Origin of the sequence: Inhella crocodyli, assembly GCF_004004565.1 — a bacterium.
Taxonomy (GTDB): Bacteria; Pseudomonadota; Gammaproteobacteria; order Burkholderiales; family Burkholderiaceae_C; genus Inhella; species Inhella crocodyli.
Genome location: NZ_SACM01000003.1, coordinates 44809 through 68398, shown reverse-complemented (window position 1 = coordinate 68398; position 23590 = coordinate 44809). Strand labels below are relative to the sequence as shown.

Annotated in this window: 24 protein-coding genes; 9 read left to right on the top strand and 15 right to left on the bottom strand. The window is 71.2% G+C overall.

Annotated features, from left to right (window positions below):
• Positions 1-7 precede the first annotated feature (7 nt).
• The 5 genes from fdhD to EOD73_RS11075 are packed head-to-tail and all read right to left on the bottom strand — an operon-like array spanning position 8 to position 6011.
• The gene (gene fdhD / locus EOD73_RS11095) at positions 8-841 is read right to left on the bottom strand and encodes a formate dehydrogenase accessory sulfurtransferase FdhD (protein WP_127683078.1); all 834 of its coding nucleotides are present in this window, start codon (positions 839-841) and stop codon (positions 8-10) included.
• The gene (locus tag EOD73_RS11090) at positions 838-3120 is read right to left on the bottom strand and encodes an FdhF/YdeP family oxidoreductase (protein ID WP_127683077.1); all 2283 of its coding nucleotides are present in this window, start codon (positions 3118-3120) and stop codon (positions 838-840) included. The genes fdhD and EOD73_RS11090 overlap by 4 nt, the downstream gene beginning before the upstream one ends.
• Positions 3117-4031 (bottom strand): cysteine synthase A, encoded by a 915-nt coding sequence (cysK, locus tag EOD73_RS11085; protein WP_127683076.1) that lies wholly within the window; start codon positions 4029-4031, stop codon positions 3117-3119. The genes EOD73_RS11090 and cysK overlap by 4 nt, the downstream gene beginning before the upstream one ends.
• The gene (locus EOD73_RS11080; RefSeq protein ID WP_127683075.1) at positions 4028-5278 is read right to left on the bottom strand and encodes a multifunctional CCA addition/repair protein; all 1251 of its coding nucleotides are present in this window, start codon (positions 5276-5278) and stop codon (positions 4028-4030) included. The genes cysK and EOD73_RS11080 overlap by 4 nt, the downstream gene beginning before the upstream one ends.
• A gap of 34 nt (positions 5279-5312) precedes the next feature.
• Complete coding sequence (locus EOD73_RS11075) at positions 5313-6011, bottom strand: glutathione S-transferase family protein (protein ID WP_127683074.1); 699 nt, start codon at positions 6009-6011, stop codon at positions 5313-5315.
• Positions 6012-6211: 200 nt separating this feature from the next.
• On the opposite strand from EOD73_RS11075, the gene EOD73_RS11070 reads away from it, so the two are divergent.
• Together EOD73_RS11070 and EOD73_RS11065 are read left to right on the top strand one after the other, a co-directional pair.
• Positions 6212-7357, top strand: a complete 1146-nt coding sequence (locus tag EOD73_RS11070) for a hypothetical protein (protein ID WP_127683073.1) — start codon at positions 6212-6214, stop codon at positions 7355-7357.
• A gap of 10 nt (positions 7358-7367) precedes the next feature.
• Positions 7368-7799 (top strand): type 2 periplasmic-binding domain-containing protein, encoded by a 432-nt coding sequence (locus tag EOD73_RS11065; protein WP_240660687.1) that lies wholly within the window; start codon positions 7368-7370, stop codon positions 7797-7799.
• A 72-nt stretch (positions 7800-7871) separates the two neighbouring features.
• Here EOD73_RS11065 and EOD73_RS17950 read toward each other — a convergent pair whose 3' ends face one another.
• The 3 genes from EOD73_RS17950 to EOD73_RS11050 form a co-directional block, all read right to left on the bottom strand.
• Complete coding sequence (locus EOD73_RS17950) at positions 7872-9446, bottom strand: methyl-accepting chemotaxis protein (protein WP_127683072.1); 1575 nt, start codon at positions 9444-9446, stop codon at positions 7872-7874.
• Positions 9447-9560: 114 nt separating this feature from the next.
• Complete coding sequence (locus EOD73_RS11055; RefSeq protein WP_127683071.1) at positions 9561-10532, bottom strand: complex I NDUFA9 subunit family protein; 972 nt, start codon at positions 10530-10532, stop codon at positions 9561-9563.
• Positions 10529-12586 (bottom strand): lytic transglycosylase domain-containing protein, encoded by a 2058-nt coding sequence (locus EOD73_RS11050; protein WP_240660686.1) that lies wholly within the window; start codon positions 12584-12586, stop codon positions 10529-10531. Before EOD73_RS11050 ends, EOD73_RS11055 begins: the two co-directional genes overlap by 4 nt.
• Between EOD73_RS11050 and EOD73_RS11045 the strand changes: the two genes are divergently transcribed.
• The gene (locus tag EOD73_RS11045; RefSeq protein WP_127683069.1) at positions 12585-13160 is read left to right on the top strand and encodes a 5-formyltetrahydrofolate cyclo-ligase; all 576 of its coding nucleotides are present in this window, start codon (positions 12585-12587) and stop codon (positions 13158-13160) included. The genes EOD73_RS11050 and EOD73_RS11045 overlap by 2 nt on opposite strands.
• A gap of 4 nt (positions 13161-13164) precedes the next feature.
• On the opposite strand, the gene EOD73_RS11040 is transcribed toward EOD73_RS11045, so the two are convergent.
• Both EOD73_RS11040 and EOD73_RS11035 read right to left on the bottom strand, forming a co-directional pair.
• Positions 13165-13683, bottom strand: a complete 519-nt coding sequence (locus EOD73_RS11040; protein WP_127683068.1) for a hypothetical protein — start codon at positions 13681-13683, stop codon at positions 13165-13167.
• Positions 13680-14639 carry a LysR family transcriptional regulator gene (locus EOD73_RS11035; protein WP_127683067.1) on the bottom strand — a complete coding sequence of 320 codons (960 nt, stop codon included), beginning with the start codon at positions 14637-14639 and terminating at the stop codon, positions 13680-13682. The genes EOD73_RS11040 and EOD73_RS11035 overlap by 4 nt, the downstream gene beginning before the upstream one ends.
• 88 nt (positions 14640-14727) lie before the next feature.
• On the opposite strand from EOD73_RS11035, the gene EOD73_RS11030 reads away from it, so the two are divergent.
• Positions 14728-15000: a DUF2917 domain-containing protein gene (locus EOD73_RS11030; RefSeq protein ID WP_127683066.1), complete on the top strand. Its 273-nt coding sequence runs from the start codon at positions 14728-14730 to the stop codon at positions 14998-15000.
• A gap of 106 nt (positions 15001-15106) precedes the next feature.
• The gene (locus EOD73_RS11025; RefSeq protein WP_127683065.1) at positions 15107-15307 is read left to right on the top strand and encodes a hypothetical protein; all 201 of its coding nucleotides are present in this window, start codon (positions 15107-15109) and stop codon (positions 15305-15307) included.
• Between the two features lies 1 nt (position 15308).
• Here EOD73_RS11025 and EOD73_RS11020 read toward each other — a convergent pair whose 3' ends face one another.
• Both EOD73_RS11020 and EOD73_RS11015 read right to left on the bottom strand, forming a co-directional pair.
• Positions 15309-16163: a substrate-binding periplasmic protein gene (locus tag EOD73_RS11020; protein ID WP_127683064.1), complete on the bottom strand. Its 855-nt coding sequence runs from the start codon at positions 16161-16163 to the stop codon at positions 15309-15311.
• Positions 16160-16525 carry a TfoX/Sxy family protein gene (locus EOD73_RS11015; RefSeq protein WP_127683063.1) on the bottom strand — a complete coding sequence of 122 codons (366 nt, stop codon included), beginning with the start codon at positions 16523-16525 and terminating at the stop codon, positions 16160-16162. Before EOD73_RS11015 ends, EOD73_RS11020 begins: the two co-directional genes overlap by 4 nt.
• Positions 16526-16554: 29 nt before the next feature.
• Between EOD73_RS11015 and EOD73_RS11010 the strand changes: the two genes are divergently transcribed.
• Positions 16555-17136, top strand: coding sequence for a 5-formyltetrahydrofolate cyclo-ligase (locus tag EOD73_RS11010; RefSeq protein WP_127683062.1), 582 nt, complete (start codon positions 16555-16557; stop codon positions 17134-17136).
• A 37-nt stretch (positions 17137-17173) separates the two neighbouring features.
• Here EOD73_RS11010 and EOD73_RS11005 read toward each other — a convergent pair whose 3' ends face one another.
• Together EOD73_RS11005 and bla are read right to left on the bottom strand one after the other, a co-directional pair.
• Positions 17174-18688, bottom strand: a complete 1515-nt coding sequence (locus tag EOD73_RS11005; protein ID WP_240660685.1) for a methyl-accepting chemotaxis protein — start codon at positions 18686-18688, stop codon at positions 17174-17176.
• A 113-nt stretch (positions 18689-18801) separates the two neighbouring features.
• Positions 18802-19713 (bottom strand): class A beta-lactamase, encoded by a 912-nt coding sequence (bla, locus tag EOD73_RS11000; RefSeq protein WP_164846040.1) that lies wholly within the window; start codon positions 19711-19713, stop codon positions 18802-18804.
• A 95-nt stretch (positions 19714-19808) separates the two neighbouring features.
• On the opposite strand from bla, the gene EOD73_RS10995 reads away from it, so the two are divergent.
• Genes EOD73_RS10995 through EOD73_RS10985 form a run of 3 tightly spaced genes read left to right on the top strand, consistent with a single transcriptional unit; the run spans position 19809 to position 22935 of the window.
• Positions 19809-20678 (top strand): LysR family transcriptional regulator, encoded by an 870-nt coding sequence (locus EOD73_RS10995; RefSeq protein WP_127683060.1) that lies wholly within the window; start codon positions 19809-19811, stop codon positions 20676-20678.
• Positions 20675-22042, top strand: a complete 1368-nt coding sequence (gene pepQ / locus EOD73_RS10990) for a Xaa-Pro dipeptidase (protein ID WP_127683059.1) — start codon at positions 20675-20677, stop codon at positions 22040-22042. The genes EOD73_RS10995 and pepQ overlap by 4 nt, the downstream gene beginning before the upstream one ends.
• 8 nt (positions 22043-22050) lie before the next feature.
• Positions 22051-22935 carry an NAD(P)-dependent oxidoreductase gene (locus EOD73_RS10985; RefSeq protein ID WP_240660684.1) on the top strand — a complete coding sequence of 295 codons (885 nt, stop codon included), beginning with the start codon at positions 22051-22053 and terminating at the stop codon, positions 22933-22935.
• A gap of 21 nt (positions 22936-22956) precedes the next feature.
• On the opposite strand, the gene EOD73_RS10980 is transcribed toward EOD73_RS10985, so the two are convergent.
• Positions 22957-23589: a BON domain-containing protein gene (locus tag EOD73_RS10980; RefSeq protein WP_127683057.1), complete on the bottom strand. Its 633-nt coding sequence runs from the start codon at positions 23587-23589 to the stop codon at positions 22957-22959.
• Position 23590: the final 1 nt, after the last annotated feature.

The window sequence follows — 23590 nt, the reverse complement described above, 5'->3', positions numbered from 1 at the left end:
CGGCGGGTCAGCGCTGACGCTCGCCGTAAGCGGTGACCCGCCCCTCCCGCGCAAAGCCCATCAGGTGCAAGCCGGCCTGCTGCGCCGCGCGTAGCGCCAGGCCGGTGGGGGCCGACACGGTGACCAAGGCTGGCACGCCCACGTGGGCCGCCTTTTGCACCAGCTCGAAGCTGGCGCGGCTGCTCATCAGCACGAAGCCGTCGCGCAGCGGCAGGTCCACCCGGGCGGCGTGGCCGATGAGCTTGTCCAGCGCGCAGTGGCGGCTCACGTCTTCCATCACCGCCAACAGCCGGCCGTCGGGCGCGGCCAGCGCGGCGGCGTGGGCGGCGCCGGTGCGTTGGTTCAGCGGCTGTGCGGCGGGCAGGGCTTGCAGGGCGCGGGCGATGGCCTCGGCGCTGGGGGGCGCGGTGGTGATGGTGCGAGGCGAGGGCAGGGCCAGCGCCGCGGCTTGGTCGGGCAGACCGCACAGGCCGCAGGCGCCCACAGCGGCGCCTTGGCGCAGGCGGGCGTGCAGCGGCGCCAGGCGCTGGGGCGGCAGGGTGACGAGCACGCTCAGGCCCGCACCAGCGGGCAGGGCCTGCAGGGGGTCGACGAGTTCGTCGGCCCGCTCGATCAGGCCTTCGCTCAGGCAAAAGCCCAGGGCCAGGGCCTCGACGTCGAGCGGGGTGGCCATCAGCACCTGGGCGTGCTGGGCGTTGAAGACCAGGGTGACCGGGGCCTCTTCCACCACGGGCTCAAGGCCCACCTCGGGCGCGTGCCCCTCGTGGCGCTCGGCGTGGACGCTGGACCAGCCCTGCGCGTAGGCCTCGGGCGGCGGGGCGGCCCAGTCTGGGGCGCTCATTCGGATGCCGCGTGCAGGCGGATGGGCAGGGCCTTGGCCGCCGGGGTGCGTGCGCCTTGGGCCACCAGGCCCAGGGGCACCAGGGGCGTGGCCTCGGGGAAGTAGGCCGCCGCGCAGCCGGGGGCGATGGCCAGCCAGCGCACCTCGAAGCCGCGCAGCCAGCGGGTCTGGCCGTCGTCGATGGGCAGGCCTTCGACGTCGACGCGCTGGCCTTCCACGAGGCCCAAGCGCCGGCCGTCGTCCTCGTTGACGAAGACGACGGTGCGGGTGCCGAAGACGTTGCGGTAGCGGTCGTCCTGCCCGTACACCGTGGTGTTGAACTGGTCGTGGCTGCGCACGGTCATCAGCGTCAGCACCTGGGCGCGTTCGCCCTGCGGCAGCTGCGCGCAGGCGCGGGCCACGGCGCCTTGTGCGGGCAGGGCTTGGGGCACCAGCTGCGCCTTGCCGCTGGCGGTGCGCCACTCGCGCCGCGCGGCGGCGTTGGGCAGCCAGAAGCCGCCGGGCTGCTGCAGCTTGGCGTTGTAGCCGTCGAAGCCGTCGAACACGCCGCGCTGGCAGCGCTCGATGGCGTCGCGGATGCGGGCGTGGTCCTCGGCCAGCCAGTGCCAGCGCACGCTGGCCTCGCCCAGCAGCGCGGCGCCCAGGCCGGCCACGATGGCGGGCTCGCTGCGCATCAGCGGGCTCAAGGGCGCTTGGATGCCGCGCGAGGCGTGCACCATGCTCATGCTGTCTTCCACGCTGATGGGGCCGGCGGGGTCGAGGTCGGTGCGGCTCAGGCAGGGCAGCAGCAGGCCGGTGCGGCCGGGGTGCAGGTGGGTGCGGTTGGGCTTGGTGGCGATGTGCAGGGTGAAGGCCGTGCCGGACAGGCCCTGCAGCACGCGCGGGGCGTCGGCCCCGGCCACGCCGAAGTTGCCGCCCAAGGAGAGCAGGCCGTGCACGCTGCCATCCACCAGGCCTTGCGCGGTGGCCGTGGCGTCCAGCCCCACGGCACGGGTCAGGCGCAGCCCCGGAAAAGCGTCTTCCTGGTTGGCCAGCCAGCGCTCGCTCACGCTGGTGGTGCAGCCCATGGTGCGGTCGCCCTGCACGTTGCTGTGGCCGCGCACGGGCACCACGCCGGTACCGGGCCGGCCGATCTGGCCGCGCAGCAGCTGCAGGTTCACCAGCATCTGGATGGTGGCCACCGCGTGCTCGTGGTGCGTCAGGCCCATGCACCAGGTGATGAGCGTGGCCTTCGCGCGCGCCAGCTCCTCGGCCAGCTCGGCGATGGCCGCGCGCGGCAGGCCGCTTTGCCCTTCGATGGCGTCCCAGGGCGTGGCCTTCACGTCGGCGGCCAGCGCGTCGAAGCCTTGGGTGTGGGTGTGGATGAAGTCGAGGTCGAAGACCGAGCGGCCTTGGAACTCCCACTCGAACCACTGCTTGGCCACGCCCTTGAGCGCCGCCAGGTCGCCGCCGATCTTCACCGGCACCACGCGCTTGGCCACGCGGCGGCCGGTGTTGGTCAGCATCTCGCCCAGGTCTTTGGGGTCGGCGAAATTGACGAAGCCGCGCTCCACGATGGGGTTGAGCGCCAGCACGGTGGCGCCGCGCTTGCTGGCGGCGTGCAGGGTGCCCATCAGGCGGGGGTGGTTGGTGGCGGGGTTCTGGCCCACCACCAAGATGCAGTCGGCGGCCTCGAAGTCGTCCAGCTGCGCCGTGCCCTTGCCCACGCCGATCTGTTGTTTCAGCGCCAGGCCCGAGGGCTCGTGGCAGAGGTTGCTGCTGTCGGGCAGGTTGCCACTGCCATAAGCGCGGGCCAGCAGCTGCCACAGGAAGGCGGCCTCGTTGCTGCTGCGGCCGCTGGCGTAAAAGCTCACGCGCTCGGGCGCCAAGGCGCGCATGGCCTCGGCGGCCAGGGCGAAGGCCTCACCCCAGCCGATGGGCACGTAGCGGTCTTGCGCCGCGTCGAAGCGCAGCGGCTCGGTGAGCCGGCCGGCGGCTTCGAGGTCGCGGTTGCTCCAGGTGCGCAGTTCGGTGAGCGTGTGCTGCGCGAAGAAGGCGGCGTCGGCCTTCTTGGGCGTCATCTCCCACGCGATGGCCTTTTGGCCCTGCTCGCAGCTGTCGGGGCCGAAGGCGCCGGGCCGGTCGGGGAAGGCGCAGCCCGGGCAGTCGAAGCCTTCCGGCTTGTTCGCTTTCAGGAAGCTGCGGACGACCTTGAGCGGGATGCCTTGCTCGCTGAAAGCGTCCAGCGCGGCCTTGACTGCGCCGCGGCCGCCGGCGGGTTGATCGGACCCGTGGCTCACGCCGGCAAGAACCCGTCTACCGACAGGTAGCGCTCGCCGGTGTCGTAGTTGAAGCCCAGCACGCGCGCGCCGGGCTTCAGTTCGGGCAGCTTCTGCGCGATGGCTTGCAGCGTGGCGCCGCTGCTGATGCCGACGAGCAGGCCCTCTTCGCGGGCGCTGCGGCGGGCCATCTCGCGGGCGGCTTCGGCGTCGACTTGGACCACGCCGTCGAGCTGGTCGATGTGCAGGTTGCCCGGGATGAAGCCGGCGCCGATGCCCTGGATGGGGTGGGGCGAGGGGTTGCCGCCGCTGATGACGGGGCTGGCTGCGGGCTCGACGGCGAACACCTTCAGCTGCGGCCAGCGCTTCTTGAGCACCTCGGCGCAGCCGCTGAGGTGGCCGCCGGTGCCCACGCCGGTGATGATCGCGTCGAGGCCTTCGGGGAAGTCGGCGGCGATTTCTTCGGCCGTGGTGCGGATGTGCACGGCCACGTTGGCCGGGTTGTTGAACTGCTGCGGCATCCAGGCGCCGGGCGTGCTGGCCATGAGCTCTTCGGCCTTGGCGATGGCGCCTTTCATGCCCTTTTCGCGCGGGGTCAGTTCGAAGCGGGCGCCGTAAGCCAGCATCAGGCGGCGGCGCTCGATGCTCATGCTGTCGGGCATCACCAGCACCAGCTGGTAGCCCTTGACGGCGGCCACCATGGCCAGGCCCACGCCGGTGTTGCCGCTGGTGGGCTCGACGATGGTGCCGCCGGGCTTGAGGCTGCCGTCGGCCTCGGCCGCTTCCACCATGGCCAGGGCGATGCGGTCTTTGATCGAGCCCCCGGGGTTGCTGCGCTCGCTCTTGATCCAGACCTCGGCGCCGGGGAACAGGCGCTGCAGGCGGATGTGGGGCGTGTTGCCGATGGTGTCGAGAACGGTGTTGGCTTTCATGCGGAAGCTCCTTCGGAATCGAATGCCTGAAGTGTCGTGGCGATGGCGTGTTCGCGGGCGGCGGCCACGGCGCGGCCGATGGCCTCGCCCCGGGCGCCCACCGCCAGCAAGGGCGCGCTCACGGCGGCGCTGTCCACCGCCTGGGCGGCGGACAGGGCTTGGCCCAAGCGTGCGCGTTGGGGGTAAGGGCGTTCGTGCAGGCCGGTGCGGCCCTGCGCGTCGTGCTGGCAGACCTGCAACATTTGCAAGAAGCGCTCGGGCTTGCGCAGCGCGTCGCTGCGCTGCAGCAGGCGCCACACGGCGGCTGCGCCAAAGCCCAAGCTTTGGTGCACGTGGATGTGCTCGGCGCAGGCCAGCTCGGCCAGTTCGCGGCAGTCGCCCGGCACCTTCCAGCGCTCGCACAGGGCCTTGAGCGGCTTGCGGCCCTTGGCGTCGTGGCCGATGTGGCGGGGCAGTTCGTGCGCGGGGGTCAGGGCCTTGCCCAGGTCGTGCGTCAGCGCGGCGAAGCGCACGGTCAGCGGGGCGGCGGCCTTCACGCACTCGGCCAGCACCAGCTCGATGTGCGTGCCGGTGTCGCCCTCGGGGTGGTGCTCCAGGGGCTGGGGCACGCCCCACAGCGCGTCCAGCTCCGGTGCCAGCCGCGCCAGCGCGCCGCAGTCGCGCAGCACGGCCAGCATCCGCGCGGGGCCCCCCTCCATCAGGCCGCGGGCGATTTCTTGCCACACGCGTTCGGGCACCAGGTGGTCCACCTCGCCGGCCTCGACCATGCGCTGGCACAGGGCCAGGGTTTCGGGGGCGACGGTGAAGTCCGGCCAGCGCGCTGCGAAGCGCGCCAGGCGCAGGATGCGCACCGGGTCTTCCTCGAAGGCGGGGCTGACGTGGCGCAGGACGCGGTCGCGCAGGTCCTGCTGGCCGTGGAAGGGGTCGATCAGCGTGCCGTCGGCCGCGCGGGCGATGGCGTTGACGGTGAGGTCGCGCCGGGCCAGGTCGTCTTCCAGCGTGACGCCGGGCGCGGCGTGCACGGCAAAGCCTTTGTAGCCGGGGCCGGTCTTGCGCTCGGTGCGGGCCAGCGCGTACTCGGCGTGCGTCTCGGGGTGAAGAAAGACCGGGAAGTCCTTGCCCACGGGCTGAAAGCCTTGGGCCAGCATCTGCTCCGGCGTGGCGCCCACGACGACGTAATCCCGGTCGCTGACGGGCTGGCCCAGCAGGGCGTCGCGCACGGCGCCGCCGACTTCGTAGATCTCCATGGGGCGGAGTGTCGCAAGCCCCGCCCCAGGGGCGTCAGACGAAGGGCTGGGCGGGGTCGGTGCGGTAGGGCTCGTCCTCGGCCACGAAGTCCTTCTCGGCCAGGGCGCCGGCCACCCAGGCCTGCACGGCGGCGTTGTCGCACAGGGCCTGGACGTAGGCCTGGGCCGGGGCCGACAGGGGCAGGCCGTAGCGCGTGACGCGCATGGCCACGGGGGCGAAGAAGGCGTCGGCGGCGCTGAAAGGCCCAAAAAGGAAGGGGCCACCATGGCGCTGCAGCTCGGGCCCCCACAGGGCCTCCAGGCGCGCCAGGTCGGCCTTCAGGCCGGGCTCGGTGGCCAGCAGGCGGCGGCCCACGGCGGCCAGCTCGGCGTCGATGTTCATGGGGCACAGGCGGCGCAGGTCGCCAAAGCCGCTGTGCATGGTGGCGGCCAGGCTGCGGGCGCGGGCGCGCTGAAGCGGGTCGGTGGGCCACACGGCGTGCTGCGGGGCCAGCTCGGCCACGCGCTCGGCGATGGCCAGGGTGTCCCAGGTGACGAAGCCGTCGTCCTCCACCAGCACCGGCACCTTACCCGTGGCGCTGTACTGCGCGGCGGCGGTTTTGAAGCGCGAGCCTTCTTGGAAGGTGTCGAAGCGCAGCATCACCTCGGTGAAGGGGATGCCGAAGTGGGTCAGCAGCACCCAGGGGCGCATGGACCAGGACGAGTAGTTCTTGTTGCCGATGACGAGTTGCATGCCGGATCTCCTTGCTGGCCGCCAGTGTGCCGGGATGCGACGCGCGATTGATGCGAAATGAGGCCGCGATTGATCAGGGGCCGGCGCCCGCCGGCGTCGCTCTTTGGCAACGATTGCACCAAGGGAACCGGGACTGGCTATAAGGGAGGGGCTGCACCGCCTCCTGCCTTGCAGCTTTGTGTTCACCCATGGAGATCTCGATGAAGATTTGCTGGAGCAACAAGAAAGCGGTGGCGGCGGCCTGCTGCGCGCTGGTCGTGGCGGCGCCCGCTCAGGCCGATGACCTCAAGCTGAGCGGCTTTGCCTCGGTGGTGGCGGGCAAGACCAGCGGCAGTTGTGTGCCCGTCGATTCCCTGGCCGACAAGTACAACGAGGCGTGCACCCGGTACGTGGCCAACTGGGGCACCGGCGCGGTTTACACCGACGATTTGGCCTTGAACCGCGAGACCCGCGCAGGCGTGCAGGCCGACTACAGCTTCAACCGGCAGTGGTCGGCCACGGCGCAGGTGACGGCGCGCACCTTGAAGGACCAGCGCGTCAACCTGGAGTGGGCCTACCTCACCTGGTCGCCCACGCCCGAGTGGAAGCTGCAAGTGGGCCGCAAGCGCCTGCCGCTGTACTACTACTCCGACTTCCAGGACGTGGGCTTTGCCTACAACACGATCCGCCCCTCGCCCGACGTGTACGGCTGGGACGTCGTCAACTACAACGGCGCGAGCCTGAGCACCACGCGCAGCCTGGGCGACTGGTCGCTGCGCGCCGAGGCCTATGCCGGCGCCGAAAAGAGCCGCGACAACCCCTACTCGACCTTGTTCGGCCCCGATCCGGTGGAGGTGAAGTGGAGCGGCGTGACCGGCCTCTCGCTGGAGATGAGCAAGGACTGGTTCACCGGGCGCATCAGCTACACGCGCACCAAGTTCCAAGCGAAGGACCAAACCACGGGCGACCAAGCCGTTCTGTTCGATGGCAGCACCAAGGCCAGCCAAGATTTCCTCGGTCTCGTGTTCAACGGCGACTGGGACGAGTGGCAGCTGCGCAGCGAATTCGGCAAGGCCAAGCGCATGAACGCGGTGGGCTACGACGCCGACTTCCACCTGATCACCTTGGGCCGGATGTTCGGCGGCTTCACGGTGACGGCGGGCCTGAGTGGGTACAAGGAAAAGACCCGCTTCGAGGCCAACACCTACGTGCCGGTGAAGCTGGACACGCGCACCCTGGCGCTGCGCTATGACGTGCACAAGGGCGGGGCGCTGAAGTTCCAGATCGACCAGGTCAAGGACAAGACGGTGCCCGCGTTCTCGGGCAAGGCGCGTGTGCTGAGCGTCGCCTACGACGTCGTCTTCTGAGGAGCCCGCCATGCGATTCAACACAACCGTGGTTCGCGTCGGCCTGGCCCTGGGCTTGGGGCTGGCGGCGGGCCTGAGCCACGCGCAAGTGGCCGTCATCGTCAACCCCAAAAGCAGCGCCAGCGGCTTGAGCGCCGAGCAGGTGGCGTCCATGTTCATGGGCAAAACCAACAGCCTGCCGGGTGGGGTGGCGCAGGCGGTGGACCTGCCCGAAGGCAACCCGGCGCGCGAGCAGTTCTACACGAAGGCCGCGGGCAAAACCGGCTCGCAGGTGAAGGCCACCTGGGCTCGCTTGGCCTTCTCGGGCAAGGCCACGCCACCGAAGGAAATGGCCACGGCCGCCGACGTGAAGAAGTTCGTCGCGGCCAATCCCGACGCCATCGGCTACATCGACAAGGGCTCGGTGGACGGCAGCGTGAAGGTGGCGTTGACCTTGGATTGAGTGCGACCTTGGGCGCTCGCCCAGGCCGATGAAGCCAGGGGCTCGCCACGCAAGGTGGCGGTCCTCTGGCGTTCAGGGCAACTTGAAGCCGGCCACGGCGTCGACCAACTGGTTGGCTTGGTCGCGCAAACTGGCGGCGGCCGCGGCGCTTTGCTCCACGAGGGCTGCGTTCTGCTGAGTGGCTTGGTCCATTTGGCTCAAGGATTGACCGACCAGTCCGACGCCTTCGCTTTGCTCGGCACTGGCACGGCTGATCTCGCCCACGATGGCGCTGACGCGCTCGATGGCGCTCACGACGTCGGTCATGGTGGCACCGGCCCGGTCCACCAGTTGCGTCCCCTGCTCAACGTGATCGACGCTGGCGCCGATCAGGCTCTTGATCTCCTTGGCAGCATCGGCGCTGCGCTGCGCCAAGTTGCGCACCTCGCTGGCCACCACGGCGAAGCCGCGACCGGCTTCGCCTGCGCGCGCGGCTTCCACGGCGGCGTTCAGGGCCAGGATGTTGGTTTGGAAGGCGATGCCGTCGATGACGCCGATGATGTCGGCGATCTTGCGGGAGCTGTCATGAATCCCGCGCATGGTGGACACCACGTCCCCCACCACCTGGCCGCCCCGCCCAGCCACCTCGGAGGCGTTTTGGGCCAGGGCATTGGCCTGTTGGGCGTTGTCGGCGTTTTGCCGCACCGTGGTACTGAGTTCGTCCGTGGTGCTCGCCGTCTGCTGCAAGTTGCTGGCCGTTTGTTCGGTACGGGCGGACAAGTCCATGTTGCCGTCGGCCACCTCGCTGGCGGCGACCTGCACGCCTTCGGCGGCCTGCTTCACGGAGCGAATCAGTTCAAGCAGTCGAAGCCGCATGTCGTGCATCTGGTGCAGCAGGTGACTGATCTCGTCGTGCCCCTCGGCGTCGGTGTCCACGCGCAAGTCTCCTTGGGCGATTGCCGTAGCCACCTCGTCGGCCTGTGCAAAGCCCATTCGAATGCGGGCCAACAGACTCAGGAACATCCAGGTGGCCGGGATGCCGACGAGCACGGCAAGGCCCACGATGATCCACAACGTACGCTGGGCGTTTCGCTGGGCGCCGTCGGCCGCGGCTTGTGTCAAGTCCTCCTGGTGGTCGATGAGCAGTTCGACCGCGTCGAACAAGGCCTTGCCTTCTGCGCGCCCGGCGGCGAGGAAGGCGCCTACCGTGGCGGGGCTGGAGTCCCCGGCCTGTATGGCCTTGATCGCGGCGTCGGCCTTGTCGATCCAGGCTTTGCGTTTGATGTCCGTGTCCGCGAGGAGGCGCAGGCCTTCGGGATCGGAGATGCTGGCTTTGATGTCAGCCCAAAGGGCTTGGTTCGCGTCCCGCCGCTTTTGAAAAGCGTCGAAGTGCAAGGTCAAGGGGTGGTCGTGCAGCGCCGCGGTGGGGCTGTCGGGCGCGTGCTGGAACATCAGCAGCACTTCCAGCCGATTGGCCTGGTTGTTTTTGATCAAGTGCTCCAGCTTCGAGATGACCGGCAACCGTCGCTCGGCCACGTCGGAAAGATCGCCTGCCTCGCGGAACAAGCCCCACAGGCTGAGCCCAGCCACGAAGGCGAAGGCCACCCAAAACAGGCCCATGACGAGCAAGAAGCGTTGGGAGATGCGCCACCGGTTGAGATTGAACATGGCCTCATTCAATGAAGTGCGATGTTCGAGCGTAGCCACGCACCCTGAAGCCGGGCTGACGCGAGCCCTTGGGTGTTTCCCTAGGGCCGGCGTGAATTCACCACTTTGTGCGCGTCAGCGCCGGCCCCGCAGGCCGTCCAGGCGGGCGACGCCCTGGCCGGGGGCCAGGTAGCTCGGGACCACGGCCGCCAGGCTGTGGGCCGTGATGCCCAGCTCGCGCAAGCCCGGCAGTCGGCCGGTGGCCACGTTGGCCACCTTCAGCGAGCCCAGGTTGTCGCGGCTCAACAAGGGTTCGCCCGGCAGGCACTCCATGGCCAGGGCCTGGGCGAAGGCCAGCGGGCCCGGCAGCGGCAGCACGGGGCGGGGATGTCCGCTCACCGTGCCGGCCAGTTGCACCAGGGCCTTGAGCGTGTGCACCTCGGGGCCGGCAAGTTCGTAGGTTTGGCCCTCGGTCTCGCGCCACACCAAGCAGCGCGCGATGGCCTCGGCCACGTCGCCCACCCACACCGGTTGCAGCTGCGCGCTGGCCCCGGCCAAGGGCATCACGGGGAACAGGGCCTGCAGCTTGGCAAACAGGTTCAAGAAGCGGTCTTGCGCGCCAAAGATCACCGAGGGGCGCAGCACCGTCAGGCGCAAGCCGGCGTGGGCCCGCAGCGCGGCCTCGCCCCGGCCTTTGGAGCGCAGGTAGCGCGAGGGGGCGCTGTCGTCGCCGTCCACCTTGGCGTCCACGCCCAAGGCGCTGACGTGCACCAGGCGGGTCACGCCGGCGGCCAGGCAGGCCTGCGCCAAGCGACGCGGCCAGGCGACGTGCACGGCCTCGAAGCGCTCGTGGTTGCCCTGCAGCACGGCGATCAGGTTGACCACCGCGTCGTGGCCGGGCAGCAGGCGCTCAAGCAGGGCGGGGTCCTGAAGCACGTCGCCGCGCACCACCGTGAGCGCGGGCAACGGCCCCAGCGGCATGGCCTGGCGGTCGCGGCGGGTGGGCACGGAGACCCGGTGGCCCGCGCGCTGCAATTGCTCGCACAGCGCGCGGCCGACGAAGCCGCTGCCGCCCAGAACCAGGACGCGAAGGGAAGGGGTGCTCATGGCAGGGTGTCCGCAGGGTTGGGGCTGCCCGCTGCACGCGGGCCGATGCGCTGGCCCAGGCGCTGACGCAGCTGTGCGTCGGGCTGGCCCAGCAGGCGCGCGTACAAGGTGGCGTTGGTCAGCACCTTCTTCACGTAGTCGCGCGTCTCGGTGAAAGGAATGGTCTCGGCCCAGGCGGCAGCATCCATGCTCACGCCCTCGCGCCAGCGGGTGGGGCGGCCGGGGCCGGCGTTGTAGGCGGCGGCGGCCAAAGGCAAGGCCCCGTCGAAGGCCGCCAGCACGTGGCGCAGGTAGCCCATGCCGATCTTGAGGTTGGTGTCGGCGTCGTGGATCTGCTTGGGGTGGTAGTCGCTCAGGCCGATCTTCTTGGCCGTCCACTTGGCGGTGGCGGGCATGACCTGCATCAGGCCGCTGGCCCCGGGGCCGCTGCGGGCGTCGGTGATGAAGCGGGACTCTTGGCGGATCAGGCCGAAGGGGTCGGCCGCGTGCAGGCCGGCGGCCTGGGCGTGGCTCACCACCTGCTGGCGGAAGGGGGTGGGGTAGCGCTGCGCGAGGTCGACCTCGGTCTTGGTGCGCTCGCTGGTGTTGATGCAGCGGTCCCAGACCTCGGCGTCGCAGGCGCGCTGGGCGGCGGCCAGCAGCGCGCGGTCGTTCCCGAGGTCGCGCAGGCTGAAGTTCCACTCGCGCACGCCTTCGTTGCGCAGGCCGTGGCGGATGAGCAGCAGGGCGCGGCTCAGACCCGCGTGCTGCGCCGCGGCCTGGCGCTCGGCCTCCGTGAGCGGGGCGGGCGTGGGCGGCAGGGCCCACTTGAGGCCCAGCTCATCGGCCGCCAGCTGGCCGTAAAAGTTCAGGGGCGACACCTGCGCCTGCAAGGCGGCACGTGCCGCGCGGCGCGCCGGCTCGCCCTCGGGGCCCTCGGCCGCGTTGCGGTACTGGGCTTGCGCACGCCAGTAGTCCCAGGCCGGGTCGCTTTGGCGGACGGGCTCGGGCATGGCGTCCAGCAGGCGCTGCGCCAGGGCCCAGTCGCCGGCGCCGCCGTTGGCGCGCAGCGCGGCGCGCACGCCCCAGGCCCAGGTGTCGGCGCTCCAGGTCGGGGCCTTGCCCAAGGCCAGGGCCCGCTGGTACTGCGCGGCGGCGTCGGGCTCCAGGCGCAGCGCGGCCTGGCGGCCGGTTTGCGCCCAGACCCACTGCGCCAGGTCGGGGGCCAGGGCGGCGCTCCAGGTCTGCCGCATCAGCTGCTCGACGCGGTCGGTGTCGCTAGCGCCCAGGCGCACCAGGGCCACGGCGGCGGCCTCTTGGTCGCCGCGACCGCCGGCCTTTGCCACGCGCAGCAAGTAGCGCGTGGGGTCTTCGAAGGCGCGCACCAGCTGGGTTTGTTGGTGGCGGCCGGTGAGCTCGGCGGTCTGCTTGAACGTGGCCAAGCGGTTGGCCTCGACGGCGCTGCGCAGCTTGGCCCAGTGCTCGGCCGCGCCGAACACCGGCTTGCGGCCTTCGCTCAGCAGCTCGCCCAAGCGCGTGCAGGGCTCGGTGGCCTCGCGCTGGGCCAGCCACACGGCCAAGGCACGCACCTTGAAGGGCTCCGCGGCCGTGCCACCGGGCTTGAGCGGCCCGGTGCCGAGCTGGTGCTCGGCCACCACCGCGTGGCAGTGCACCTCGCGGTCGTCGTCCATGCGAAAGCTCGGGTAGTCGGCGGCGAAGGCCGACCAGTCCTGCCGGCGGCCGAGCTCCAGCAACCAGTCGTTGCGCAGCCGGTCTTCGACGTAGCTGCCCGGCCAGCGCCGGTAGAAGGCCTGCAGGTCGGCCACCTGCGCGGCCGGCAGCCGGGCGAAAAGGGCCCAGTAGTCCACCCAAGGGGCCAGCGGGTGCTGCTCGCTTTGGGCGCGCTCGCTCAGCACCGCCAGGTCGGCGCGGTCGCGCTTGCGCCAGGCCTCGCGCGCGGCATTGAGCAAGGGGTCGTCGGCCACGGGCGCGGCTTGACCGGCGGCTGCGCCGGCCAGAAACAATGCGGCACCCGTCGCCGCGGCACAGAACTTCAACAACTTCAGGAAACGCATGGACGCCATTGAACACGAAAACCCCTTGCCCTCGGCGCGTGCGGCCCTCAGAACCCGCCTCAAAGCCGAGCGCCAGGCCTGGCTGGCCAGCCCCGCGGGCGCGCAGGCCCCGGCCGGCTTGGCGGCGCAACTGGCGCCGGTGATGCAGCAGTTGGAGCCGCTGTGCCTGGGCCTGTACTGGCCGTTGCCGGGTGAGTTCGACGCGCCGGCCTACTGGGCCGCCCATGCCCTGCCGGGCGTGAGCCTGGCCCTGCCGCACGCCGAGCCCGGTGGCGCCATGCAGTACCGCGCGTGGAATGGGCAGCCGCCGAGCGCCAAGGACGGCATGGGCATTCCCACGGCCACCGGCGCGCCGGCCGACCCCGACGTGGTGCTGGTGCCCTGCTTGGGCGTGACGCGCGAGGGCCTGCGCCTGGGCTATGGCGGCGGCTACTTCGACCGCTGGTTGGCCGCCAACCCCGGCGTGATGGCCGTGGGCTTGGCCTGGAGCGTGGGCGAGTGCGCCTTCGCGGCCGAGCCGCACGACGTGCCCTTGGGCGTGGTGGTGACGGAGCGCGAGGTCTGGGCCCCCTGAGTCTTCATCCGGGCTGGACCAGCAGGCGCACCGGGCGCGCGAAGCCCGGCGCGGCGGCGTGCAGGGCCTCGAGGCTGGCTTGCAGGGCGGCCTCGGGCATCGGGTCGCTGACGATCAGGGTGGGGCGGCGCGGCCGGAATTGGCGCAGCGCGGCGCGCACGGCCGGGTCGTCGGCGAGGTAGCCGGCGTCCCACGGCGCATCGGCCGGGCGCCAGCGCGCGGGCAGGGCGTCGGCCAGTTTGACCCGCAGGCGCAAGGCCAGGCGGGGCCAGCCGGGCGCCAAGGCCAGGAGCTGGAAGTCGCCGTCCAACTCGCGCTGCAGGGCCTCCAAGGCCCGCGCCAGGTCGACCCCCGGGGCGGCCTCGGCCGGGCGCCAGGCCAAGCGCCGCTGCGGCTCGGCCAGGCACCAATGGCGAAGGGCGGCCAAGGGCGCGGCGTCGGCCGCTTGCACTGCACCCAGGGGGTGCAGCGGGGCCACCCGCAGCACGCGGGTGTCGAAGCGGGCGGACAGCCCGGCGCTCATGGCGCGGCCTCCGTCAGCCCCATGGCCGCGCAGGTGGCCGCGGCCTCGTCGCGCAACCAGGCCACGAAGCACGCGACCTCAGGCCGGCCCAGGGCCTGCGGGTGCAGGCGCAGCCAGTAGCGCGACGGGGTCAGGACGCGGCGCTCGGGCCCGAAGGTCTCGATCAGCTCGCTGCGTTGCAGGGCGTCGGCCACCAAAGGCAGGCGCGCCAGGGCCACGGCCTGGCCGCTGAGCGCGGCCTGGATCTGCTGGTAAGTGAAGTTCAGCAGCAGCCAGCGGCGCGGTTGCAGCTGCGCCAGGCCCTGCGCGCGCAGCCAGTGGCGCCAGCTGGCGTACTGGCTGGAAGGGCGGTTGTCGTCCTCCTCGGCCAGGGTGTGCTCGGCCAGGTCCTGCGGGCGTTTGAGGGGCTTCAGGTCGCCGCTGGCGATGCGCGCCGCGCGCGCCGGGCTGTGCACGGGCGTGACCCAGTCGGGGAACATGGGCTCGGCCTCGGGCGGGCGCTGCACGCTCAGCGACAGCGCGAGGTCGAATCCCTTGCCCTCCAGGTCCTGCAGCGCGTCGCTGGCGCTGACGCGGATGTCGATGTCGGGCTGGGCGCGCTGGAAGGCCTCCAGGCGCGGCAGCAGCCACAGGCTGGCCAGGCTGGCGAAGGTCGTGAGGTGGATGACTTGGCGGCCTTGGTCTTGCCGCAGTTGCTGCACCGTGCCGTCCAGGCGCAGCAGCAGGGGCACGACGGCGGCCTGCAGTTGCTGGCCCGCAGGGGTCAGGGCCACGTGCCGCGTGCCGCGTTGGAACAGGGCCTGACCAAGCTCGTCTTCCAGGGCCTTGATCTGGCGGCTGATGGCGGGCTGCGTCAGGTGCAGTTCCTCCGCCGCCGCGCGGAAGTTGAGCAAGCGGGCCACGGCCTCGAAGGCCCGCAAGGGACCCACGGCCAAAGGGCGGGTGCGTTGATTCATGCGCCAAGCGTATCAATCCAAGGCGGCCTTTTGATTGGACGCGCCTGGACTGTTTCCAAAGAATGGCGACTCACTCAGGAGAAGTTCAATGTCCCAACGGCATCAATCCAGCGAGGCCCTGCCCCCCGCCCAGTGGCATTTGGCCCGCGGCCAGACCCTGCACCGCGTGGCGCCTCAGGCCCGCGTGCTGCGGGTGCGCCAAGGCGCCCTGTGGGCGACGCGGGACGCGCGCGTGGGCCAGGCGCCCAGCGACGACCTCGTGCTCGGCCCGGGGGCGGAGCTGTGGCTGGCCCGGGGCGAGGGCGTGGTGCTGGAGGCCTTCGAGCCCAGCGCCTTCGAGTGGCTGGAGCCGGCGCGCTGATCGGTCGCGGCGGCAGTTCGTCGTGGCCGTGCGGGCGCCCGTCGCAAGTCGCGCGCGGCCCTGCGCCGGGCCGCGCACCATGGCGGCCTGTTCGATGGAGTCGCCCATGTCCACGCTCACCGGTTTGATCCTTTGGCTCTTGCTCGCCGTCGTCTGCTGGCCCCTGGCCCTGCTGGCCTTGGTGCTGTGGCCGCTGGTGTGGCTGCTGACCCTGCCGTTTCGGTTGCTCGGCATCGCCGTGGACGGGGTGTTCGGCCTGTTGCGCGCCCTGGTGACCCTGCCCGCGCGCTTGCTGGGCGGTCGTTGACTCAGGCCTGCTGCCAGAGGGCCGCCTCGCCCAGCGGGGTGCGAGGGGGCAGCAGCGGGTTGTGCAGGTGCAGCACGCGGCGCTGGGGCAGGCGGGCCAGCGCCAAGGCTTCGCCATGGAACTGCTGGAGCAGGCGCGCCGACTCGCCGTGGGCCAACAGCCGCCGCAGCCCGCCTTCGATCAACGCGGCCAATTCGGGCCGCTCGGGCGACACGAAGTAGTACACCGCGGCCGGGTAACGCAACACCAAACCCGGCTCCAGCGCCAGGCCGTTGGGCTGGCCGTAGCGCTGCATGTCGGCCGGCACTTCGAGCACGCTGCGGGGCAGGGCGTCGCCGCGCCCCTTGGCCAGCATGCCGAACAGGCCTTCGAAGTTCGTGCCGCGCACGACGTTGAGGCCGTTGGCGGCCAAGATGTCGCTGTCGGGCCAGTCGTGGCCTTGGACGAAGCGGAAGGCCTTCAGGTCGTCGAGCGAGCGGACCTGCGCGAAGCGCTGGGCCTCGCCCGCGCGCACCATGAGCACGCGCCACCCGAACAGGCCGCGGTAGATGGGGATGCGGATGGGCAGCAGTTCGCGCTCGCGCTGCGGCGTGCTCATGGTCCACATCACGTCCACGCCGCTGCCGGGCCGCTTCAACTCCACCGCCGCGCGCGACTGGTTCATGCGCTGGTCCGAGGGGGCCAGCGTCAGCGGCTCGCCCGTGGCGTGCAAGGCGGCCTTCAGCAGGTGGTAGCTGAAGTCCAAGTTCCAGTCGCCGTAGCGGGCAAAACGCAGCGGGCCCCCAGCGCCTCGGGCGAGGGGGGTGGCCGAGGCGAGGCCGAGCGACAGGGCGTGGCGGCGGGACAGCAAGCTCACCGCGTGCGCCGGGGACGAGCGGGCTTCGCGTTGGCCGCGATCAAGGCGGCCTCCATCGCCCGGCGGGCCCACGGGCGCATGGCCTCGGGCGACTCCAGGGCCTCGTCGGGTGCCGTCCAGTAGCCCATGGTCATCTCGCGTCCGTCCTTCATCGTGTAGCGGAAGGGCTCGCAACCGGCGGCCTCGAAGGCGGTTTGGGTCTGCGCGTTCGTCTTCAGGTAGAGGCGGTCGTCGGCCAAGAGCGCGATGAACAGGTCGTCCACGTACAGGCCCACACCGCCGAACATGGCCTTGGCGCGCGGCCGGCCCAGGGGGGCGAGCAGCTCCAGGCAATGCAGGGCGAAGGGGTCTGTGGCGCGCATGGGCATCAGGTCATCACAATCCAGGCTTCATGAGCACCGATTCTGCAAGCACCCCCGACCCGCGTCGCGCCTTGCGCGAGGTGTTGATTGAGTTGCGCCAAGAACTGCCCGACCGGCCGCAGCGGGCCGCGCAATTGCAGGAGGTGCTGCGGGTGTGGCTGCTGCGCCGGCCCGAGAAGCGCATCGGCGCTTACTGGCCCATCAAGGGCGAGTTCGACCCGCTGCCGGCGCTCTACCGTTGGGGCGAGGACCACCCGGAGCGCCGCATCGGATTGCCGGTCAAGCACAAAGACACCGGCACTTTGAGCTACCACGTCTGGTACCCGGGCTGTCCCATGCAGGAAGACGCCTTTGGCATCTTGAAACCGCTGGGCACCGAGGCCTTCGAGCCCGAACTGATCCTCGTGCCCTGCCTGGGCTTTGGCGACGGCGGCCTGCGCGTGGGTTATGGCGGTGGCTTCGTGGAGCGCACCCTGCGCCAGCGCGATCCGCGGCCCGTCACCGTCGGCCTGGCTTACAGCGTGAGCTGGGTGCCGGGCCTGCAGGCGCAGGTGGACGACAAGCCGCTGGACGCGATCCTCACCGACGCCGGCCCCGCCTGGGGCGCCTGAGCCCGCAACGGGCCCGCGCCCTGGGCGCGCCCGCCGCTCAGTGCGTGCGGAAGGCCGACACCGCCTGCTGCAAGCCTTGCGCCTGCTGCTCCAGGCTCGAGGCCGCGGCCGCGGCCTCTTCCACCAGCGCGGCGTTCTGCTGCGTCATCTGGTCGATCTGGTGGATGGCGTCGTTCACCTGAACGATGCCCTCGCTCTGCTCGCTGGTGGCGGCGGTGATTTCGCCAATGATGTCGGTCACGCGCTGCACGCTGGAGACGATCTCGTCCATGGTGCTGCCCGCCTCTTGCACGAGGCGGCTGCCGGACTCCACGCGCTCCACGCTGGCACCGATCAGGCTCTTGATCTCCTTGGCCGCATCGGCGCTGCGCTGGGCCAGGCTGCGCACCTCGCCGGCCACCACGGCGAAGCCGCGGCCTTGCTCGCCCGCGCGGGCCGCTTCCACGGCGGCGTTCAGGGCCAGGATGTTGGTTTGGAAGGCGATGCCGTCGATGACGCCGATGATGTCGGCGATCTTCTTCGAGCTGGTGTTGATCTCGTTCATGGTGTGCACCACGTCGCCCACCACCTGGCCCCCGCGGCGCGCGACCTCGGCGGCCGAACCGGCCAGTTGATTGGCCTGCCTCGAGGAGTCGGCGCTCTGGCGCACGGCCTCGGTGAGGGTGCGCAGGCTGGACGAGGTTTGCTCCAGCGAGCCGGCCTGCTTTTCGGTGCGCACCGACAGGTCCTGGTTGCCCATGGCGATTTCTTGCGAGGCCGTGGTGATCGACTCGGTGCCCTGGCGCACCTCGCCCACGATCTTTTCCAGGCCGCGGGCCGTTTCGCGCACGGCGGCCAGCAGGCTGTTCTCGGCGCCAGGGGCGACGTCGATGTCCTGCGACAGGTCGCCCGCCGCCATGCCCTGCATGACCTCACGCGCGTACTCGGGCTCGCCGCCCAACTGCCGCCACACGCTGCCGATGACGAGGTAACTGGCCAAGAACAGGCCGCCGACGACCACCAGGCCCAAGACCACGGTCACCCACACACCCGCACTCACGCCCGAGCCGGCGGCCTGCAGGCGGCCGTCGAAGCCGTCTTGCGCCAGCTTGCGCGCCTCCTTCAAGGCGGTTTGCAAGGCCGCCAGCGAGTTCTGCATGGCCGGGATCGCGGCCGAGGCGTCGCCTTCCTTCACGCCCAGCATCAGTTGCGCGGCGGTGGTCGCGTTCTGGCTGTAGGCGTCAAAGGCGGCGCTGAGCTTGCGCGAGGTGGCCTCGTTGACGGGCAGTGCCTCCAGCTCCTTCAGCAGCTGCTTGGCCGATTGCGCCTTCTGTCCGGCTTCGTCCAGGCGTTTGGCGTCGCCCTCGGCCACGGCCGATTGGATGAGACCGACCATCGTTTCGAGCTCGCGGTCGAAGCGCGTGGTCTTGTCCATGTAGGGGTAGTCCACGGCGCCGATGGCGCGGATGTCGGCCGAGGTGCGCGCCGACATGGCCAGCAGCACGGCAATTCCGAGGGCGAACAACAAGGCCGAGCCGATGGGCAGGGTCCAGATGCGGGTCTTGGTCTTCAAGAAAACCTCCGGAGGCCGGTGCGGATTGGCCCATGTTGTCACAGTTTGTTTGACCTCTTGGGGTCCCTGTGGCGAACCGGCTGTTGCTTACTCCACGGCCCATCGGGGTCCCGTCAGGGCTGCCTCAAGACCTTCGTCACTTCGCGCCCGACGGCGGCCAAGACGGCGATGTCTTGGGGGCGCAGGTCCGGCTCGGTGTGGCGTGGGGCCTCGTAGTAGGCCGCAACGACCCAAGGGGCGCGCCCCGGGGGCCAGACGATGGCCACGTCGTTGATCTTGTCGGCCTGGCCGGGGCGCCAACCGGTGCCGGTCTTGTCGCCCGCGCGCCAGCCTTCTGAAAAGCCGGCGCGCAGTCGCTTCAGGCCGGTGCGCGTTGCTTCCGTCCAGCCTTGCAGCAGCTCGCGGTGGGGGGGCTGCAGCACCGGGCCGGTCAGCAGCAGGGCGGCGGTGCGGGCCATGGCGGCCGGGCTGCTGGTGTCGCGCACTTCGCCGGGAGGCACGTGGTTCATCTCGGGCTCCCAGCGGTCGATGCGCGTGACCGCGTCACCGCGTTCGCGCAGCCACTGCGTCAACCACTGCGGGCCTTGATCGCCGCTCAGTTCGCGCATCAAGAGGTTGGCGGCCAGGTTGTCGCTGGTGGTTTGCGTGGCCTGGGCCAGGGCCAGCAGGGTCATGCCGCCAGCGGCTTGGTGGGCGTCGGTCACCGGGGAATTCGGCACCTTGGGCGCGCCGTGGAAGGGCACCCATCGGTCGGCCGCCAGACGGCCGGCGTCGATCTGCTGCAGCACCGCGGCGGCCAGCAGCAGCTTGAAGGTGGAGCACAGCCCGAAGCGCTCGTCCTCGCGGTGGCCCCACAGCCGCTGGCTGCCGGTGTCCAGAACGGCCACGCCCAGGCGGCCGCCGTGGCGGCGCTCCAGCGCGGCCAGGCTTGGGGGCAGGCGGTCGGCGCGCGGGGCGCTCCAAACGGGCAACAGGGTCATCCCGAGGGGCGCGGCCAGCAGGGCGCGGCGGGGCAGCTTGGTCATACTGAAACTCATGATGAAGGCAGGGATGTGCACTGTTGCGTGCCGCCGTTCCTTCGGCAAACGATCGTTTTTCAAGTTCGCCACAAGTTTTTCTCATGCAGATGCCGCCGCTGTCGCTCAACACCTTGCGCACCTTCGAGGCCGCCGCGCGGCACCTGAACTTCACCCGTGCGGCCAACGAGCTGTGCGTGACGCAGGCGGCCGTCAGCCACCAAATCAAGGCGCTGGAGGCGCAGCTGGGCAAGTCGCTGTTCGAGCGCACGCCCCGGGGCTTGCGCCTGAGCGACGCCGGGGCCACCCTCGCGCCCGCGCTGCAGCAGGCCTTTGCGCAACTGGCCCAAGCCCTGCAGGCGCTCGACGACGGCACCCCGCCCGAGCGGCTTTGCGTGGGCGTGGTGGGCACCTTCCTGCACGGGCACCTGCTCGCCCGCTTGCCAGCCTTCCGCGCCCAGCATCCGGGCATCGACCTGCAGGTGCGCACGCACAACAACAAACTCGACCTGCTGCCCGAGGGCCTGGACGCCGCCATCCGGTTCGGCGACGGCGCCTGGCGCAGCGAGGCGGCCACGCCTTGGGCGCCCACGCCCCTGGCGCCGCTGTGCAGCGCGGCCCTGGCCACCGGCCTGCGCGCGCCCGACGACCTGCGCGGCCACACCCTGCTGCGCTCTTTTCGCAACGACGACTGGCCCGCCTGGGCGCAGGCCGCTGGGGTGCGCCTGCCACCGCCGCGCGGGCCGCAGTTCGACAGCTCGGTGCTGATGGTGCAAGCGGCCTTGCAAGACGCGGGCGTGGCCCTGGCGCCACTGGCGATGTTCCGCCGGGAGTTGGCCTCGGGGGCCTTGGTGCAGCCCTTCGCCACGGGCGTGGACCTGGGGCGCTACTGGCTCACGCAGCCGGTCAGCCGCGAACCGAGCCCAGCCCTGGAGCGCTTCAAGGAGTGGTTGCTGGCCACAATGCCGGCATGAACACACCCGCCGCCGACACCGCCGCGCTCTATCGCGCCCACGTTCACGCCCTGCAGGCCCGCACCGAATCGCTGCTGGCGCCGCTCGGCTTCGACGCCCTGGCCATCGCCAGCGGCATCGAGAAGTTCGCCTTCCTCGACGACCGGCCCTACGTCTTCCAGCCCAACCCGCACTTCGTGCATTGGGTGCCGCTGAACCAGCACCCCGGCAGCTGGCTGCTGGTGCGGCCCGGTGCCAAGCCCTTGCTCGTCTACCTGCAGCCCGAGGACTACTGGCACGCCGTGCCCGAGGCCCCGGCCGGCTACTGGGTGGACGCCTTCGAGATCGCCGTGGTGCGCACGCCCGAGGCGGCCGAAGCGCTGCTGACCCAGGCCACGCAGGGCCAGCGCTTGGCCGTGATCGGCGAGGCCGACGCGGCGCAAGGCGCCCTGGTGCCCAACAACCCGCAAGCCTTGATCGACGCGCTGCACTTCGCCCGCGCCTACAAATCGCCCTACGAGCTGGCGCAGATGCGCGGGGCCAGCCGCATGGCCGTGCGCGGCCACCGCGCGGCGCGGGTCGCGTTCGAGGCGGGCGAATCGGAGGCCGGCATCCACGCCGCCTACCTGCAGGCCTGCGGCGTGGCCGAGCGCCAACTGCCCTACGGCAACATCGTGGGCCTGGGCGCGCACGCGGCCGTGCTGCACTGGCAGCACCAAGACCGCGAAGCGCCCGCCGTGCCCACCAGCTTCTTGATCGACGCCGGCGCCGGCTACGGGGGCTACGCGGCGGACATCACCCGCACGTACCTGCACCCGAAGGCCAGCGGCGCCGCGCGCGACGACTTCGCCGCCCTGCTGGCCGGCATGGAAGCCTTGGAACTGGCCCTGGTCGACCAGGTGCGCGACGGCACCGACTACGTGGCCATCCACCTGGACGCCCACCGACGCATCGCCCAGTTGCTGCTGGACACCGGCCTGCTGCGCGGCTTGAGCGCCGAGGCCGCCGTGGCCCAAGGCGTGAGCCGCGTGTTCTTCCCCCACGGCATCGGGCACCTCTTGGGCTTGCAGGTGCACGACGTGGCCGGCCTGGCCATCGACGCCCAAGGCACCCGCCGCGAGCGCCCGGCAGGCCACCCCTACCTGCGCCTGACCCGCCCGCTGGCCGAGGGCATGGTGGTCACCATCGAGCCTGGCCTGTACTTCATCCCCCTGCTGCTGAAAGAGTTGGCTGCGGCCCCCGAAGCCGCGCACGTCGACTGGGCGCGTGTGGAGGCGCTGAAGCCCTACGGGGGCATCCGCATCGAAGACGACGTGGCCTGCCGTGCCGGCGGCGCCGGCCCTGAAAACTTCACCCGGGACGCCTTCGCCGGCCTTCAACCATGAGCGAACGCATGACGACTCCCCTGCAAGCCGGCGACCGCGTCGCCTTCATCGGCCTGGGCGCCATGGGCGGTCCCATGGCCGGGCACTTGATCCGCGCGGGCTTCGACGTGGCGGCCTACAACCGCGGGTCGGATCGGGCGCAAGCCTGGTCGGCCGCCCACGGTCGCGCCACGGCCGCCAGCCCGGCCGAGGCGGCGCAAGGCGCGCGCCTGGTGGCCCTGTGCGTGGGCAAAGACGCCGACGTGCGCGAGGTCGTCACCGGCCCGCAGGGCGTGCTGCACGCGCTGCAGCCCGGTGCCATCGTGGCCGACCACACCACCACCAGCGCCGAGCTGGCGCGCGAGCTGCACGCCGCCTGCGCGGCCAAGGGCGTGGCCTTCGTCGACGCGCCGGTGTCGGGCGGCGAGGTGGGCGCGCAAAAGGGCCAGCTGACCGTCATGTGCGGCGGCGACACCGAGGCCTTCGAGCGCGCCGCCCCGGCGCTGCGCGCCTACGCCAAGGCGGTGACCCTGCTGGGCGAAGCCGGGGCGGGGCAGCTGACCAAGATGGTCAACCAGATCTGCATCGCCGGCCTGGTGCAAGGCTTGAGCGAGGCCCTGGCCTTCGGCGAGAAGGCGGGCCTGGACATGCCCACGGTGCTCAAGGTGATCGGCGGCGGCGCGGCGCAGAGCTGGCAGCTCGACCAGCGCGGCCCCACCATGCTGGAAGACCGCTTCGACTTCGGCTTTGCCGTCGACTGGATGCGCAAAGACCTGGGCCTGGTGCTGGACGAGGCCCGCCGCAACGGCGCGCGCCTGCCCGTCACGGCCCTGGTGGACCAGTTCTACGCCGAGGTGCAGGCCCTGGGCGGCCGGCGCTGGGACACCAGCAGCCTGATCAAGCGCTTGCGCTGAGCCGGCGGTGCCGGCCCGGGCTCACTGCGCCTTGGTGGCGCTGGGCTTGGGCGGCACGCGGCGCGCCAGCTCTTCCTCGCTGATGATCTCGAGCACGCGCACCACCTTCTTCACGCCGGGGATGCCGCGGATGAGCTCGGTGGCGCGGTGCGCTTCGCGCTCGGTCACGATGCCCATCAGGTAGACCTCGCCGCGCTCGACCACCACGTTGAAGGCGTTGGTTTGCAGGTCGCGCGCGTCGATCAGGGTGGCCTTGATCTTGCCGGCCAGCACCAGGTCGTTGGAGCGCGAGGTGATCGAACTCAAGAAACCCACCTCGATCTCGTTGACCACCCGGGTCACGTTCTCCACGCCCGCGGCGATGCGCTCGGCCTCGGCCTTGTCGGCCTCGTTGCGCACCTCGCCGGTCAGCAGCAGCACCCGGTTGTAGGCCTGCGCGTTGATGTGCGTGCGGCTGCCCAGGGCCTGGCCGATGCGGTAGGTGGCCTTGGTCTCGATGCCGGTGTCTTCCACCTGCGTGCCGGTGGTGCGGCGGTCGGTGGTCACCAGTGCGGTGCCGACCACGGCGCCACCCACCACGAGGGGGGCGCAGGCGCTGAGCGACGCGGCGGCCAAGGCGGCCAGCAAAACGGGGCGAAGGACGGTCAGTTTCATG

Bases quoted from the DNA above. Each gene is read 5' to 3' on its own strand.
- fdhD (WP_127683078.1), bottom strand. From the start codon at position 841: ATGAGCGCCCCAGACTGGGCCGCCCCGCCGCCCGAGGCCTACGCGCAG.
- cysK (WP_127683076.1), bottom strand. From the start codon at position 4,031: ATGAAAGCCAACACCGTTCTCGACACCATCGGCAACACGCCCCACATC.
- EOD73_RS11080 (WP_127683075.1), bottom strand. From the start codon at position 5,278: ATGGAGATCTACGAAGTCGGCGGCGCCGTGCGCGACGCCCTGCTGGGC.
- EOD73_RS11075 (WP_127683074.1), bottom strand. From the start codon at position 6,011: ATGCAACTCGTCATCGGCAACAAGAACTACTCGTCCTGGTCCATGCGC.
- EOD73_RS11070 (WP_127683073.1), top strand. From the start codon at position 6,212: ATGAAGATTTGCTGGAGCAACAAGAAAGCGGTGGCGGCGGCCTGCTGC.
- EOD73_RS11065 (WP_240660687.1), top strand. From the start codon at position 7,368: ATGCGATTCAACACAACCGTGGTTCGCGTCGGCCTGGCCCTGGGCTTG.
- EOD73_RS17950 (WP_127683072.1), bottom strand. From the start codon at position 9,446: ATGTTCAATCTCAACCGGTGGCGCATCTCCCAACGCTTCTTGCTCGTC.
- EOD73_RS11055 (WP_127683071.1), bottom strand. From the start codon at position 10,532: ATGAGCACCCCTTCCCTTCGCGTCCTGGTTCTGGGCGGCAGCGGCTTC.
- EOD73_RS11045 (WP_127683069.1), top strand. From the start codon at position 12,585: ATGGACGCCATTGAACACGAAAACCCCTTGCCCTCGGCGCGTGCGGCC.
- EOD73_RS11050 (WP_240660686.1), bottom strand. From the start codon at position 12,586: ATGCGTTTCCTGAAGTTGTTGAAGTTCTGTGCCGCGGCGACGGGTGCC.
- EOD73_RS11040 (WP_127683068.1), bottom strand. From the start codon at position 13,683: ATGAGCGCCGGGCTGTCCGCCCGCTTCGACACCCGCGTGCTGCGGGTG.
- EOD73_RS11035 (WP_127683067.1), bottom strand. From the start codon at position 14,639: ATGAATCAACGCACCCGCCCTTTGGCCGTGGGTCCCTTGCGGGCCTTC.
- EOD73_RS11030 (WP_127683066.1), top strand. From the start codon at position 14,728: ATGTCCCAACGGCATCAATCCAGCGAGGCCCTGCCCCCCGCCCAGTGG.
- EOD73_RS11025 (WP_127683065.1), top strand. From the start codon at position 15,107: ATGTCCACGCTCACCGGTTTGATCCTTTGGCTCTTGCTCGCCGTCGTC.
- EOD73_RS11015 (WP_127683063.1), bottom strand. From the start codon at position 16,525: ATGCGCGCCACAGACCCCTTCGCCCTGCATTGCCTGGAGCTGCTCGCC.
- EOD73_RS11010 (WP_127683062.1), top strand. From the start codon at position 16,555: ATGAGCACCGATTCTGCAAGCACCCCCGACCCGCGTCGCGCCTTGCGC.
- bla (WP_164846040.1), bottom strand. From the start codon at position 19,713: ATGACCAAGCTGCCCCGCCGCGCCCTGCTGGCCGCGCCCCTCGGGATG.
- EOD73_RS10995 (WP_127683060.1), top strand. From the start codon at position 19,809: ATGCAGATGCCGCCGCTGTCGCTCAACACCTTGCGCACCTTCGAGGCC.
- pepQ (WP_127683059.1), top strand. From the start codon at position 20,675: ATGAACACACCCGCCGCCGACACCGCCGCGCTCTATCGCGCCCACGTT.
- EOD73_RS10985 (WP_240660684.1), top strand. From the start codon at position 22,051: ATGACGACTCCCCTGCAAGCCGGCGACCGCGTCGCCTTCATCGGCCTG.
- EOD73_RS10980 (WP_127683057.1), bottom strand. From the start codon at position 23,589: ATGAAACTGACCGTCCTTCGCCCCGTTTTGCTGGCCGCCTTGGCCGCC.